This window comes from Desulfovibrio piger, assembly GCF_951793255.1.
Classification (GTDB): Bacteria; Desulfobacterota; Desulfovibrionia; order Desulfovibrionales; family Desulfovibrionaceae; genus Desulfovibrio.
Window position 1 is genome coordinate 1,996,329 of the sequence record NZ_OX636706.1, and the last position, 12,225, is coordinate 2,008,553.

Genomic DNA, 12,225 nt, shown 5'->3' on the forward strand with positions numbered 1-12,225 from the left:
GATAAACTTGCCTATTTTTGAAAAAATGTGCTATTGTTTGCAATGATTTTTGAAGGCAGGACAGGTAAAGTAACGTCACTTTTCAAGTGACTACTTTACGTCCTGCCCCCTCACACGCCGGGGGAGGCTTGCTTATTCGCCTTCGGCTCAACGCTGAACGCAGGAGAACAACTATGGACGAACATCAGAGCAATGGACAGGAGATTATCGTGCAACCCGCTGAAAACATTGTTGAGATCGACGGCGGAAACATGTTCACCACGTCGCTGATCGTGGCGCAGGCGTTTGAGAAGGAGCATAAGGACGTGCTGCGGGCCATCTCCAACTTGGAGTGCTCTGAAGAATTTAGCGAGCGCAATTTTGCGCCCGCTGAATATCAGGATGCCCAAGGGAAAATGCGGCCCGCCTATCGCCTGACCCGTGACGGTTTTTCCTTCCTGGCAATGGGCTTTACGGGCAAGAAGGCGGCTGCCTGGAAGGAGAAATTCCTGGAGGCGTTCAATGTGATGGAGAAGGCATTGCACAGCCCCATCCTGCCCATTCCCGATGTTCCCAGAGGGGATGACGAGACGCGGCGCAAGCGTGCGGTCAAACTGCTGCGCGGATTTATTTCCTACTGGGCTTTTGTGGAAAAGATCCCTTTGTCCATCGCCGAGTTCATCATAGCAGCCCGGTTCCAGGTGAGCCGTCTGGAGGAGATCCCTTCTTCAGAACAGCAAAGCGAGGCGTTGCGTTACGTCTACTTCCTGATGAACCATCCCGCATATGAGGACAACGTCCAGGGTACTCCAGAGCAAGAAATCCTGTTGCGCAACATGCTGACGGCCTGCTCCCAGTTCCGGCACACAAGGGACTGGAATATGGAGGACGATTTCAAAATGATGAGTGGCGTTTCCGTGGAGGAAGTATCTTCTTTGTCTCCGCACTCCATGGAAAAGATGCTTTCGCTGGCCGGTTGCCTTTTGCACAGGGTCTTTCAGCGAACGAAAGACTGGAATTACCTGCTGGACAGCATGAACGGAGGGAAAGGATGCGAGGCATAGCGTCCTCTCCCAAAAGCAGGCGTAGCGACCGGATTCAGGCCTATGTGACGCCGGAGGAGTTCGCACTCATCATGGCGTCGAGTGCGCGCGCCGGGCTGAGCATGTCGGAGTTTGCCCGGCGTGTCTGTCTCGGTTTTCGTATCGAGAGCCGTGCGGATCAGCAGGCCCGGCGCGAATTGCTGAAGGTCAATGCGGACTTGGGCCGCCTTGGCGGATTGCTCAAGCAAGCACTGGCCAGTGGCCATAAGGAACAAATATATGGACTGCTCCACAAGATCGACCAGGCACAGGCTGAGCTGAAGGCAAAAATCCGGGCGCTATGATCAGTAAACATATCCTTTCCGCCCCCAGAAGTGACAATTATGCCCGTCTGGCGAACTACATCGCCGCCGGGCAAGAACATGATCGAGATATGCAGGATGAAAAAAGAACCTATTCCCCACAGCGACACCTTGCGACAAGCCAAAGCCTTGCCGGAAACCGTCTGCGCCAACTGTCCGAATGCCGTCTGGCATCTTACTCGCAGCGAGAACAAAAAAGAGGAATTGCGGATTTTCTGCCTGCTGATGCACGCCCTGATCGACGCCCCTCTGACAGCCTGCGACGGGGCACGGATGTATCTGGAAAAGTGATCCTGGAGAAATGCCTTATGAGCTGGTGCGCCGGGTGCTGGGCTGGCGATGACTACGACCTGGCCGTGCAGGAGGTACTGGATACCCAGGCGCTCAACAGGCGCACCGGCAAAGAAAAAACCTACCATTTGCTTGTCAGCTTTCACCCTGAAGATGAAGGGAAGCTGACGCCAGATGTATTCAAGCAGATCGAAGAACGATTTGCCGACGCCTTGGGCCTGTCAGAGCATCAGCGCCATTGCGGCGTGCACGTCAATACCGAGAACATTCACATGCATGTCGCATACAATCTGATCCACCCGGAGAAACTGACGCGGGTGGAGCCGTGGCGCGACTACCTTAAGCGCGACAAGCTGTGTCGGGAGTTGGAAAAGGAATACGGCCTGACCGTGGATAACGGGAGGGAAGCGGGCAAGGAGAGAAGCCTTGGCAGTAAAGCTGCCGCGATGGAAGCGCACTCTGGACGGCAATCCTTTGAAGGCTTCGCGCGGCAGGAGAGTATCGCTGTCCTGGCCAGTCTGGAGCAATGTCAATCCTGGGAGGATGTTCACCAGGCCTTTGCGACCCACGGGCTGGAATTGCGGCGGCGTGGTGCCGGGCTGGTCATCAAGGATCGCTATGGGCGGCAGACGGCCAAAGCCAGCACAGCGCACCGTGAATTTTCCCTGAAGAAGCTGGAAGGCCGGTTCGGGCAGTTCCAGGCGGCAAAAGGGCAATTGCCGGACAGTGAGCGGCGCTATGGCGTATCTCCTATCCAGAAGGCCCCGGACAGAGGGGCGTTGTGGATGGAGTTCACCCAAGGGCACGAGGAGCGGAAAGCGGAACTGGAGAGCATACGCCAGAAGTGGCGACGGAAGCGGCAAGAGCTGACAGCCAAGCCTTTGGCCCGCACGACCAGGGCATATCTCCGCAAGCTGTCATGGCAGTATGAGCGGGAGGAAATCCAGGCAACGCGCTCCCGGCAGGCAGGCAACTGGCTGGATTTTTTGCGTGACAAAGCCATCCGGGGCGATGAAACCGCCCTGGCCATCTTGCGATCCCGGCAGGAGGTTGTCGCTCCGGAGAGGCCTACCGACCAGCAAGAAGTGGGCAACAGTCCACTGGCCAAGGAGACAAAAATCCTGGAAAACGCTGTCCTGTCACCTCAAAGGAAGCGTTGCCTGACCAGTGTTGCTCTGATGGAAAAAATTGTCCCAGGCGTGCAGGCCAGCATCACCACGCATGGAAATATCGTCTACCGTCTTCCCCAAGGCGGTAAAATCATCGACACCGGCAGGCAGATCAGCTTCAGCCAGGAAGCGCGAGAAACAGCGCTGGCGTATATGTCCGCGAAATGGAAGATCAAATCCTGGCATCAAGACAAAGCGGGGGACACCGTGTACACGTTGACCGGAGGTAGGCAGGTCATCGAGTGCGAAGAAGGACATCGCTTTGAGCTTGTCCCCCAGAATCGGGAAAAGACCAGGAATGTCCCAGCGCACAGCATCGAAAGATAGGAGAATTCACATGGTGAGCAAAACCCAAGTCATCCGGGCGTTACAGAAATTTTTGTCAAATCCTGCGGCGTGGTGGGAGAAACGCAAATGGGCGGTAGGCCTTGGCGTCGCGACTGCCGCCTTGCTTCAGGCTCTTATGGAGTTGGGAATTATCAAATTTTAATACTATCAATTTTATATATAATATAATTATGTTATTTATTTATTTCATACTTTATACAATTCCACAATTCGATCTGTTTTTCTTTTTCTATCAAGTAGGATACTTTATTGTCCCACTCAGGGAGGGGTAAAACCCCCACCTTTAGGTGGCGGCTTTAGCGTTTCTTTTGTAGTCTGTGGGCATGAGCAATTATCGTAAAGGCTCCCACAGTGTTTTTTCAATTCACCTGCACCTGGTCTGGATAACCAAGTACAGGAAAAAGATTTTGTCAGGCGACATCGCCCAGAGAGCCAGGTCGCTGATACGCGGCATCTGTGAAAAGCATCAGGTGGAAATTCTCAAAGGACATATAGCACCCGACCATATCCATCTTTTCGTTTCGATTTCACCAAGCCTTGCTGTGAGCAAGTTGATGCAACAACTGAAAGGCCGAACCGCGCATGCCATGATAAATGAATTTCCATTGTTGCGCCGCCAGTACTGGGGACGTCATATGTGGGCGCGTGGCTATTTCTGTTGCAGCAGTGGCAATGTGACCGATGAGGTCATTAAGCAATACATCACGCAACAGGAAGATGCAGATGAAACCTTCCGAATTGAGGGGGAATGACTTCAGCCTGCTTCAGCAGGGGCCATACCGGCTTTAGCCGGAACGCGACTTTAGTCGCCACGGTGAATCCACCGGCTTTAGCCGGTGGAGTGTTCAATTTTATTAATAAAATATATCGAAACAATAAATACTATTATCAAAAAGATACTATTAAATATTTTGCTATCCCGCATATATACATCTCCAAAAATCATATTAAAAAAAATCGTAATACATGAATTATCATCACAATTAACCATAGCAATAATAGAAAATATAAATGTCAGTATACTAAAAAAAATGTACATTGAAATGGCTGAAGCGTAATTACGACCATATTTTTTATCACCCGATAGAAGTGATGTTTCCCACGAAAATTCTTTATCACCATCTTCAATAAACACGTATAAATACATTGATGTACGAATCATGCCTTTTAAAATTGAAGATGATTCATATTGAATAGATAAGATTATAATATACGAGACAAGTGTTAATAAAAAATCCTTGTTATACGAAAAAACCAATATGCCACATACAGATGTATATAATATTTTTGAGCATAATGAAACTTGTTTCAAATTTAGTAAAATTTCTTCTCTTAACATTTTGTATTCTGCTTCTTTCATTTTTATACCTATCATTTCCCAGCAGATACGTTTTCTTAGGCACACAGAGAAGTATCTCTACAAAACTTGCATAGCTCATTTTTACCTAAGTCTCAAGGGTTCTCCGTCTAAAATGAGGGGATGAGCTACCCAGAACTGTTTGCGCTGATAGGCGGGCAGGTGCCCGATCTGCGCGGCTTGTTCCTCCGGGGATATGGCGCACAAAGCCATGCTCAGAATAATGGTACGACCATAGGTATCACCGAGACTTTGCATCAGTCTGGTAATCTTGGACAAATTCAAGGGGATGCCAGTAGGAAAATAGCTGGGAATTGGAAGGTATCGTATAGTACCTATCCTGATGGGAAACTATATTCCTCTGTACGTGAAGGGTATCGGGGAGGGGGAGGCTCCTCAGCAGGCTCAAGAACATATTTGGACACTTCTCGCATTACGCCAACAGGAAATGAAAACAGGCCAGTGAACATGGCCGTGCGCTATCTCGTCCGGGCACGGCCCTGGTGAGGCTTGCCAAAGGGAGGAGACGGCTTTATATAAAAGGGGAACCCCGGCTCCTGCGACTAACAGAAACCGGGGCTGGCACGGCGCGGTTCACGCCCCCGTGCACGGCTACCAAACGTGAGTCACATTTTACGACCCCGACCCACCGCGAATGGGCCGGGGTCAACTGCTATCTAGCGGCGGACGCCAACAGCAGGACAAGGGCCATTGCGACGAATAGAGCGAAAACGATCTTCCGCATGGCAAGCCCTCCTTTTCCGTTTGCGCCGTGCCGACGCTTAGGCCAGAGGGTAGCCGTGTAAAGTGGGTATATCTTATCCTCCTATTTTGCTCAAGGATTCTTCGTTTGATGAGCGGAGATGAGCTTACCCAGAACTGTTTGCTCTGGTAGGCGGGCATGCGCCTGATTTGAGAGGGCTTTTTTTGCGCGGCCACGGCTCCCATACGTCAACGCATTATGGCACTGTGACACACAAGAGTGCGGAACTTGGCCAGGTTCAGGGGGATGCGATCCGGGAGATATGGGGGAGCTTTCCTGAACTGATCGCACCTGGTTGGGGAACAAGCACCCAAGGGGCCATGTACTATGGCAGCCCTTGGGCTTCTGGTGTGCATCGTTCTGAAGGATCGGACTGGAGTAAAAGGGGAGCCAATTTCTACGCTTCACGTGTTACTCCGGTCGATGGTGAAATCCGTCCAGTGAATCAGGCTGTACGCTACCTGATACGGGCGCGTTAAGGAATGGCCCTGATGAGATAGCGGACGGCCTGGTTATCGGGGCGCACCTCATTGGCCACGGGAACTCCACCGGCAGAAAGATCAAGGCCATAATTGGTGCTGCTCCAATTGTTGTCCCATGTTCCCCGGATAACTGTGACCTTGTGGCTTCCTACAGGCTTAAAAATGCCGCTCCCGCTTAAATAACCGCCAAACCCGACACTGATATTGCCTGACGCGGAAATATCCCGCATGGCGTGCCCCTGCTGTTCTCCCAACCCTGCGGAATTTCCTCCATGCCCCCGGAGGAACAGGCCGCGCAGATCAGGCGTATGCCCGCCCATAAGCGCGAACAGTTCTGGGTAAACTGTTTTCGATATGCTTTGTCCATTGCATTCCAGCCAGTTATAAGAGCCGTCAGAATTTTGCCAATCGGCCGGATTCTGCGCAACCGGCCAAGCGATGATCGTGCCGACTGGGATGGAGCTGGTAGCTTTTGCCGTGACCTCTACCGCCGTAGGATTGAAGGAGGTCGCGTCAAGACTATGGGCCGGGACTGCCCACAACAGGGACCAAACCAAAAAGATGATTTTTGAAAGATGAGCCTTCATGATTCCACTTCCCTTTCACGTTTTTCAACTTCAAGTGAGAGTTTAACGATATTTAATCCAGCTTTTGTATAGTCTGGATTATTAAACCTGAGTTTGTTTTTGTTCAGACGGAAATGCTCCTTCCTGTTTACTAAGATGAGGTTGTCTTCATCAAAATTTGTGTTGTCGCCATCTGCGAAAATGACACAACAATTCGGTGGGATAGGCCCATTTTTTTGTGCCCATAAAAAACGTTGCTTGGGTATCCAACCATCTTTAGTTTTTATAAAATATCCATCTCTTTTGTTTTTGCATTCAGAATTAATTTCTTTTGTGTCTGGATATATATGCGTCAATCCAATCTTATGACACTTATTTGTTAATATTGATAGAGAAATATTTTTACCAAAATGCTTATTAAATAAACAAGTTAATTTTGAACGATTCATGTGCTGTGCATGTTCTTTAATAAAATAAATCATTTCGCTGGTAAATACAAAATGATCTGACTTCTTTTTCCCCTTACCATTATATATTTTATGATAAATACAAAATGCTCGTATCTGCTTGATTGTTTTGTTTAGTTTAAATTTTTTATTAATGACATCAGTGAGTGCTCTATAGCTCATTTTTGGAATATTCTTTTTTATAAAAGCAATGAGTTCATTATTATAGCATACTTTTTGGCATATGCCATTATCAAAGCATACTCTATGTATGGCACCTAAAGATTTTTCTTGTCCAAATGTGTCATTGAATTTTTGGGTCAACTCTCTCATAGTCATCGACCCCTTATTAGCCCGAAGGAATTCTATCATCTCAGCGGAATATCTAAACATGGTAGTCACTCCTCAAGTATTTCAGGAAGAATTTTGTTTCCGATCAGAATACTCTCTGAAGCATGCCTGCTCTTTAAGAGCAACTTCTTTACAGAGCTGACCTGTGAACACAATGTTGCCATCTCCCTGATGCGGCTGGCTTCCCGCAAGGATTGAGCGCTCCCAAGGTCTTCTTTCTTCAAGCACCCTGACTGTCGTGTAAGAGCGTCAAGGGCTTTTTTCATGGCGTGATTGCCGTACATGCTCCCCCTCCCTCTATGCCAGCCTATTGCTTGGTATCGGAATCCGGGCCGTAATCCGCTCCCAGGATAGAGGGAAGAATCTTGTCTCCCCGCACGGTGTTATCGGCTGCGATCCGGGCGCGTAGCATCAGATCCCCACCTCTGATGATTTGCTCGGCTATGCCGCTCACGGCGGACGCACGCGAGATTTCTTCCTTGAGAGCGTCTCCTTTCAAATTCTCATCGCCAAGGCGTTCAAGCTGGGCAAACAGATGGTCGTTCAGGTTGATGATCTTGTTCTTTGCCATGTCGGTTTCCTCCTCTCCTGTTGCAGATGGTCATTACTTGCGCAGGCGGGCAGCCTCGATCCGTTGCCTGAGCGATGAAGAGACGGTGTTGTTGCGCATATCCTTGTTGTGCATGGATTCTCGTGTGGCATTCCAAAGGTTGCTGGCAGTCCCTTTCATGATCCCCCGGACGCCCTGAGCACCTTCAGCTTTTGCGACTTGCGCGGCCCTGCCGACGTTAGCCATACCAGCTCCCATAGCGAGGCCCGCCCCCATCAGCCCAGCGCCCATTGCCGTGACGGTGGAAGTAAGGGCCTGTCCGGAGCTGACATGCGAGCCTTGGATGATTCCGGCAACTGTATCCGGTAACTGTTTGACCAAGGCAAGGAGAACGATGGCGACGCCTATTGTTACGCAGACCGTATAGAAGCTGGCTTTTGGGGTGATGGCTTCTTGCATAAAAGTATAACCAATACCTATGACAAGTTGCATAACAAACAGCTTGAAAGCCACAGCTAAAATATAACGAAGTACATTGATTGCATAATCCCGCATAAATGATGAGGCACCAAATCCTACAAGAATACAAGCAGCCAACATTGCCACATATGCTTCGCACTTAATAAAAATAACTTGGGCTGTAATCTGGCAGAAGCAGACGATTACTATAAAGAGAGCTGCCAGTGATCCCAAAAGCAAAGCTCCATCCTCAAGGATGCTTATCTCTTTCAATGCTGAAAAAAGCTGTTGGCAAAGATCAAGTCCTTTCTTGAAGGCATCGTCAGAAGCATTTTGAATATTTCCCATTTCGCCAGATATCGCTAATAACCCACTGATAACTTGACGAGACCATTCATAATAATTGTTAATAACAGCTAAAAAAAATCCACATACAACAACTGTTATACAAAAATTTTTAAGTGTATCCTTGATATCAGCACCACTAAGAGACATTTTAATTCCGAGCCATGCAATTTCTAAGATTGCGCACCAATAAAAAATAATCTTAGCATATTTTTTAGCGATGTCTGTCCACTTACCTGTTTTATCAGCAAATGACTTGACAATTTTATTGATGATGTCAGAATCAACAGCAGCAGCTATATCTGGATTGATTATAATAATTCCAAGGAGAATGAATATCATGAAAAAGTTTTTCTTTCTGTTTACATTCATCTTACTTCCTTTTATGGCTAACGCGGCCCCTGCTGATGTAAAAGGGTATTGGCTTAGTGAAAAAGAATATCCATTGATTGGCCATAAAGTAACATTAATAATTACAGATGACACATTACGCCATAGAGAAACAAAGCCCCAAAAAATTACTATGGAAGAAAATCCTGATGGAAGCATAATTATAAAATTCGATGAATATAAAAAGATTAACGACTCCATTTACAATAAAATGTATGATAAAATAATTATTATTGATAAAAACAAAATAATACGAGAAACTCCAGGATCTGCTGGAAATCGTGTGCAACGAATATATAACAGAATTACTGAAGAAGAAGCTCTTGAATATATAAGGCAACAATTTTAAAATTCAGGATCATCAATGGGTTTAAGGTTTAGCCCCTCACTATTCAATAAAGCACGTGACATCTCTTCGGAGAATTGCCCTTCTTTTTCCCGCTTCACTTGGCCCGCCAAATCCGATTGAATCTTGGTTGCAAGCAATTCACGGAGCTGGCGGGCTTCCTGTATCTGAAGAGCGGCAAGCTGGTTGCCTGCCATGAGGGCCTTTTGCTGGCCATCTGGAGTGGAGAGCAAGTCATTGACATACGCTTCCAGCTCCCCTGATTCTTCCAGGTCTTTTAGCTGCTTGCCCGAAAGCTGGAACGTCGCCCTGGTCGAATCGTCCACACGACGGCTCCAATTGTCCCAGCTTGTATGGTAGCGCGTCATGCCCTGAGAAAGCATTTCCTTGGGCAGCCCGGCCAGTTCTTTAAACTCGGAGCGGGCGCTGTACAGCTCGTCAAAAACCTTGCCCAATCCGACAACATCATTGCGCATTGTAGTCAGGGCACCAGTGATCTGTCCGAATTTGGACATTTCGGATGCGATCTTTCGGATCATCTCTTTGGGAAGCGCCACGGTGTTTTGCACCATGTTGGTGTATTGCTCGATATTCTGCTGGACCATCTGGAGCTGTGCCGCTGTTTGCCGGATGGCTTCGTCGTATTCCTTGACCAGCGTTTTCAGCTGTTCAAGGCTCGTGGCTTTTTCCACAGCCTGCATGAACCTGTCACTGCAATTCGTGCAGTATACTGTCCCGCCGTGCGAGGGCGCACATGTTCCGAACAGGAGAAGAAGCAGCAAAGAAAAAACGCGCATAGGGACCTCAGAGGATATTTGCCTGCTCGATGCGGGCCAGGAGTTGGTTCCAGTATTTCTTCAGGCGATGCTTGACGGCGATGTGTGTGGAGCTGCCTTTGATCCCAGCCTCAAAGCTTTGGCGTCTGGCCAGCAGCTCTTCCAGATCTTTGCCTATGAGGGCTTTGTTGCCTTCAGGCAGGGGGATCAGCGCATGGAACTGCTCCTGGTGTTCCCTGTAGATTTTGAAGTCCTCAAAGTGCTTGCCGTCCATGCTGATCTCACCAAAGAACGGATTCAGCCATACGACCAGCGGGGATTCCGGGAAGGCTTTGGCAAGTCTGGCCAGGCCTTTGCTGGTATCGCCAAGAGCCTGCCCTCCGGTAATGACTGAATGCAGGAAAACAGTATGGCCAACTTCCTCCAGTTGCTCGATGACATCATTTTCCTGGATATACGCGCCGAGCGCGATAAAGGAGGAGGCGCCGTTGTCCACGATCACATGGGCATCCTGCGGCACTTCCATGATGGCTTCCAGCAGGCTGTCAAAGCTGCGATCGTCGATCTTGCCGTCTTTCATCACGGAAAGCGTCGTGACGTTGAATTCGGCAAATGCCGCCAGTGTGGAGTTCACAGGGTCCGTGTCGTAGGCGATGACCTCTTTCCCGAAATGCCGTAGCGCCTGATACAGGAAAGCGGCGATCATCGACTTTCCCACGCCGCCTTTCCCCTGCAAAATCAGATGAATTGTTGCCATAGTGATACTCTCCTTCATCAAAAGATATCGTGGCCGAGGTCAATGTCCTCTTTGCCGAAAGGCACCTTGTCGTCTGCCTTTATGATCCGTGGGAGTTTCGTTCCAGAATTTTGCATTTCGTGCTTGCTTTTTCGCTTATCATCTTGTTTTACCGTGTTTCCATTCTGGAGTTTTTCTTTTTGCGTCAAATATCTCCCAGAAGCATAGCGGGCAAATGACGTATAACTCATCGTTATTTTATTTTTTTCTTTCAATTTTCTGAAAATCATCGCGAAGGTATAGCCTTCGGAAATCATCGTTTCTATTTCTTGTTTTGCAGCAAGAAATTCAACACGGGCAATTCCATAGTGCATCTTCATGGCTTAACAGGCGTATCGTGCTGTTTTCAGAAAATCCAGGACACTCATGCTCCCTTCGGGAGCCGTGGACGCATCCGGGGCCTTCCCCTGACGCCAGAGCAGTGACCACAGGCCCCATGCAGGCCCCCGCTTTATGTGTCCGTCAGCAAAGCGGGCCAAAAAGGCTTCAAACACAGGGCGAGCCGCTTCCAGTTCCGGTTCCGTGCGTCGCCAGCTTCTCTCAAGCTCATCCACACGCTGCCTGATACGGCCCGACCGGACGGGATCGGCGGCGCATTCCGTGACCGGGGGGAGGGAACTCTCCTGATGGGGTTCATCCAGCCAGCGCTGGCCGCGCAGCCAGTTCACAAGATGCGGGATGAAGCGCCCATGTTCCCGATTCCATGAGGGGGATTGCTTGAAGCGATCCAGAGCGGTCAGCAGCGTGCCCAGCGACGGCAGCAGACCACGCCGCCAAAGACGATGCCAGACGGCACGCGCAAGTTCCTTGGCTTCTTTGCGTGGATAGCGCTGCGAGAACTGCTCGAATGAAGAATCGGCAAGAGAAGAATCCCCCCTTCCGCCCCGGCAGGGGCGTGGACGCGGAAAGGTTAGAGCCGAGGAGGAACAGACACATGCCCGTTCACGGGGGGAAAGGGGGGAATATTTATTCTTGTTTCTTAAACTTATTTCCGTAGCCAGGGTTTGCCTGTGGCTTTGTCCAGCAGTAGCCACGGTCTGGCTATCGCCGGACAGGGGCATCCCGGACGTCCCGTCAGGGCCGGAAGGTGTGGAGCCATCAAGAGCGGCAGGGCGAAGCAGGTAATAGGTACTCGTGTACCTGCCTTCTTCCCTTCGGATGGCGATCAGCTTGTTTGTCACCAGCTCATGGAGCCAGTTTTTGATGCTGGAGACACTGCAACCAAGCTCACCGGCCAGAAGCTTGTGGGACGGCCAGCAGTGGTCTTTGTCATGGCAGTATTTGCAAAGAAGCGCGTAAAGCAGTTTCGCGCCGGAAGAGACCTCTTCCCGAAGGATAAAGGACGGCAAAAGAGACCCGGACAGGTCTTGCGGAGTGATGGTGTCCATGTCTGATGCTCCAGACAG

Annotated in this window: 16 protein-coding genes; 6 read left to right on the forward strand and 10 right to left on the reverse strand. The window is 49.5% G+C overall.

Annotated elements, in window-relative coordinates; all coding sequences use genetic code 11:
• Nucleotides 1-173: 173 nt before the first annotated feature.
• The 5 genes from Q4I12_RS08780 to tnpA all read left to right on the forward strand — a co-directional run bounded on the left by Q4I12_RS08780 (nucleotide 174) and on the right by tnpA (nucleotide 3,944).
• Entirely contained in the window at nucleotides 174-1,043 is an 870-nt protein-coding gene (locus Q4I12_RS08780) for a Rha family transcriptional regulator (RefSeq protein ID WP_302261353.1), read from the forward strand.
• A complete protein-coding gene (locus tag Q4I12_RS08785) occupies nucleotides 1,031-1,366 on the forward strand; it encodes a plasmid mobilization protein (protein ID WP_302261354.1) in 336 nt (111 codons plus the stop codon). The genes Q4I12_RS08780 and Q4I12_RS08785 overlap by 13 nt, the downstream gene beginning before the upstream one ends.
• Complete coding sequence (gene traI, locus Q4I12_RS08790) at nucleotides 1,363-3,171, forward strand: TraI/MobA(P) family conjugative relaxase (protein WP_302261355.1); 1,809 nt, start codon at nucleotides 1,363-1,365, stop codon at nucleotides 3,169-3,171. Before Q4I12_RS08785 ends, traI begins: the two co-directional genes overlap by 4 nt.
• A gap of 10 nt (nucleotides 3,172-3,181) precedes the next feature.
• The gene (locus tag Q4I12_RS08795) at nucleotides 3,182-3,334 is read left to right on the forward strand and encodes a hypothetical protein (RefSeq protein ID WP_302261356.1); all 153 of its coding nucleotides are present in this window, start codon (nucleotides 3,182-3,184) and stop codon (nucleotides 3,332-3,334) included.
• Nucleotides 3,335-3,515: 181 nt separating this feature from the next.
• Nucleotides 3,516-3,944, forward strand: coding sequence for an IS200/IS605 family transposase (gene tnpA / locus Q4I12_RS08800; RefSeq protein WP_302260190.1), 429 nt, complete (start codon nucleotides 3,516-3,518; stop codon nucleotides 3,942-3,944).
• A 77-nt stretch (nucleotides 3,945-4,021) separates the two neighbouring features.
• Here tnpA and Q4I12_RS08805 read toward each other — a convergent pair whose 3' ends face one another.
• The 6 genes from Q4I12_RS08805 to trbL form a co-directional block, all read right to left on the reverse strand.
• On the reverse strand, nucleotides 4,022-4,552 hold the full coding sequence (locus Q4I12_RS08805; protein ID WP_302261357.1) for a hypothetical protein: 531 nt from the start codon (nucleotides 4,550-4,552) through the stop codon (nucleotides 4,022-4,024).
• A gap of 1,235 nt (nucleotides 4,553-5,787) precedes the next feature.
• A complete protein-coding gene (locus Q4I12_RS08810; protein ID WP_302261358.1) occupies nucleotides 5,788-6,381 on the reverse strand; it encodes a phage tail protein in 594 nt (197 codons plus the stop codon).
• Nucleotides 6,378-7,199, reverse strand: coding sequence for an HNH endonuclease signature motif containing protein (locus tag Q4I12_RS08815; protein WP_302261359.1), 822 nt, complete (start codon nucleotides 7,197-7,199; stop codon nucleotides 6,378-6,380). The genes Q4I12_RS08810 and Q4I12_RS08815 overlap by 4 nt, the downstream gene beginning before the upstream one ends.
• 5 nt (nucleotides 7,200-7,204) lie before the next feature.
• A complete protein-coding gene (locus Q4I12_RS08820; protein ID WP_302261360.1) occupies nucleotides 7,205-7,441 on the reverse strand; it encodes a hypothetical protein in 237 nt (78 codons plus the stop codon).
• A 23-nt stretch (nucleotides 7,442-7,464) separates the two neighbouring features.
• Complete coding sequence (locus Q4I12_RS08825) at nucleotides 7,465-7,728, reverse strand: hypothetical protein (protein ID WP_302261361.1); 264 nt, start codon at nucleotides 7,726-7,728, stop codon at nucleotides 7,465-7,467.
• Between the two features lie 33 nt (nucleotides 7,729-7,761).
• Nucleotides 7,762-8,883, reverse strand: coding sequence for a P-type conjugative transfer protein TrbL (trbL, locus tag Q4I12_RS08830; RefSeq protein ID WP_302261362.1), 1,122 nt, complete (start codon nucleotides 8,881-8,883; stop codon nucleotides 7,762-7,764).
• Here trbL and Q4I12_RS08835 point away from each other — a divergent pair.
• Complete coding sequence (locus Q4I12_RS08835; RefSeq protein WP_302261363.1) at nucleotides 8,852-9,250, forward strand: hypothetical protein; 399 nt, start codon at nucleotides 8,852-8,854, stop codon at nucleotides 9,248-9,250. The genes trbL and Q4I12_RS08835 overlap by 32 nt on opposite strands.
• Here Q4I12_RS08835 and trbJ read toward each other — a convergent pair.
• From trbJ to Q4I12_RS08855, 4 genes are all read right to left on the reverse strand, one after another.
• Nucleotides 9,247-9,948: a P-type conjugative transfer protein TrbJ gene (gene trbJ / locus Q4I12_RS08840; protein ID WP_437438855.1), complete on the reverse strand. Its 702-nt coding sequence runs from the start codon at nucleotides 9,946-9,948 to the stop codon at nucleotides 9,247-9,249. The two genes, Q4I12_RS08835 and trbJ, sit on opposite strands and share 4 nt — an antisense overlap.
• A 103-nt stretch (nucleotides 9,949-10,051) precedes the next feature.
• The gene (locus Q4I12_RS08845) at nucleotides 10,052-10,780 is read right to left on the reverse strand and encodes a nucleotide-binding protein (RefSeq protein WP_302261365.1); all 729 of its coding nucleotides are present in this window, start codon (nucleotides 10,778-10,780) and stop codon (nucleotides 10,052-10,054) included.
• A 17-nt stretch (nucleotides 10,781-10,797) separates the two neighbouring features.
• Entirely contained in the window at nucleotides 10,798-11,139 is a 342-nt protein-coding gene (locus tag Q4I12_RS08850; RefSeq protein ID WP_302261366.1) for a TraK family protein, read from the reverse strand.
• A 3-nt stretch (nucleotides 11,140-11,142) separates the two neighbouring features.
• A complete protein-coding gene (locus Q4I12_RS08855) occupies nucleotides 11,143-12,207 on the reverse strand; it encodes a helix-turn-helix domain-containing protein (protein ID WP_302261367.1) in 1,065 nt (354 codons plus the stop codon).
• Nucleotides 12,208-12,225 lie beyond the last annotated feature (18 nt).

Coding starts and splice junctions, on each gene's coding strand:
- Q4I12_RS08825 (WP_302261361.1), bottom strand. CDS start 7,728: ATGGCAAAGAACAAGATCATCAACCTGAACGACCATCTGTTTGCCCAG.
- Q4I12_RS08820 (WP_302261360.1), bottom strand. CDS start 7,441: ATGTACGGCAATCACGCCATGAAAAAAGCCCTTGACGCTCTTACACGA.
- tnpA (WP_302260190.1), top strand. CDS start 3,516: ATGAGCAATTATCGTAAAGGCTCCCACAGTGTTTTTTCAATTCACCTG.
- Q4I12_RS08850 (WP_302261366.1), bottom strand. CDS start 11,139: ATGAAGATGCACTATGGAATTGCCCGTGTTGAATTTCTTGCTGCAAAA.
- Q4I12_RS08855 (WP_302261367.1), bottom strand. CDS start 12,207: ATGGACACCATCACTCCGCAAGACCTGTCCGGGTCTCTTTTGCCGTCC.
- Q4I12_RS08810 (WP_302261358.1), bottom strand. CDS start 6,381: ATGAAGGCTCATCTTTCAAAAATCATCTTTTTGGTTTGGTCCCTGTTG.
- Q4I12_RS08815 (WP_302261359.1), bottom strand. CDS start 7,199: ATGTTTAGATATTCCGCTGAGATGATAGAATTCCTTCGGGCTAATAAG.
- Q4I12_RS08805 (WP_302261357.1), bottom strand. CDS start 4,552: ATGAAAGAAGCAGAATACAAAATGTTAAGAGAAGAAATTTTACTAAAT.
- trbL (WP_302261362.1), bottom strand. CDS start 8,883: ATGAATGTAAACAGAAAGAAAAACTTTTTCATGATATTCATTCTCCTT.
- Q4I12_RS08845 (WP_302261365.1), bottom strand. CDS start 10,780: ATGGCAACAATTCATCTGATTTTGCAGGGGAAAGGCGGCGTGGGAAAG.
- Q4I12_RS08795 (WP_302261356.1), top strand. CDS start 3,182: ATGGTGAGCAAAACCCAAGTCATCCGGGCGTTACAGAAATTTTTGTCA.
- trbJ (WP_437438855.1), bottom strand. CDS start 9,948: ATGCAGGCTGTGGAAAAAGCCACGAGCCTTGAACAGCTGAAAACGCTG.
- Q4I12_RS08780 (WP_302261353.1), top strand. CDS start 174: ATGGACGAACATCAGAGCAATGGACAGGAGATTATCGTGCAACCCGCT.
- Q4I12_RS08785 (WP_302261354.1), top strand. CDS start 1,031: ATGCGAGGCATAGCGTCCTCTCCCAAAAGCAGGCGTAGCGACCGGATT.
- traI (WP_302261355.1), top strand. CDS start 1,363: ATGATCAGTAAACATATCCTTTCCGCCCCCAGAAGTGACAATTATGCC.
- Q4I12_RS08835 (WP_302261363.1), top strand. CDS start 8,852: ATGAAAAAGTTTTTCTTTCTGTTTACATTCATCTTACTTCCTTTTATG.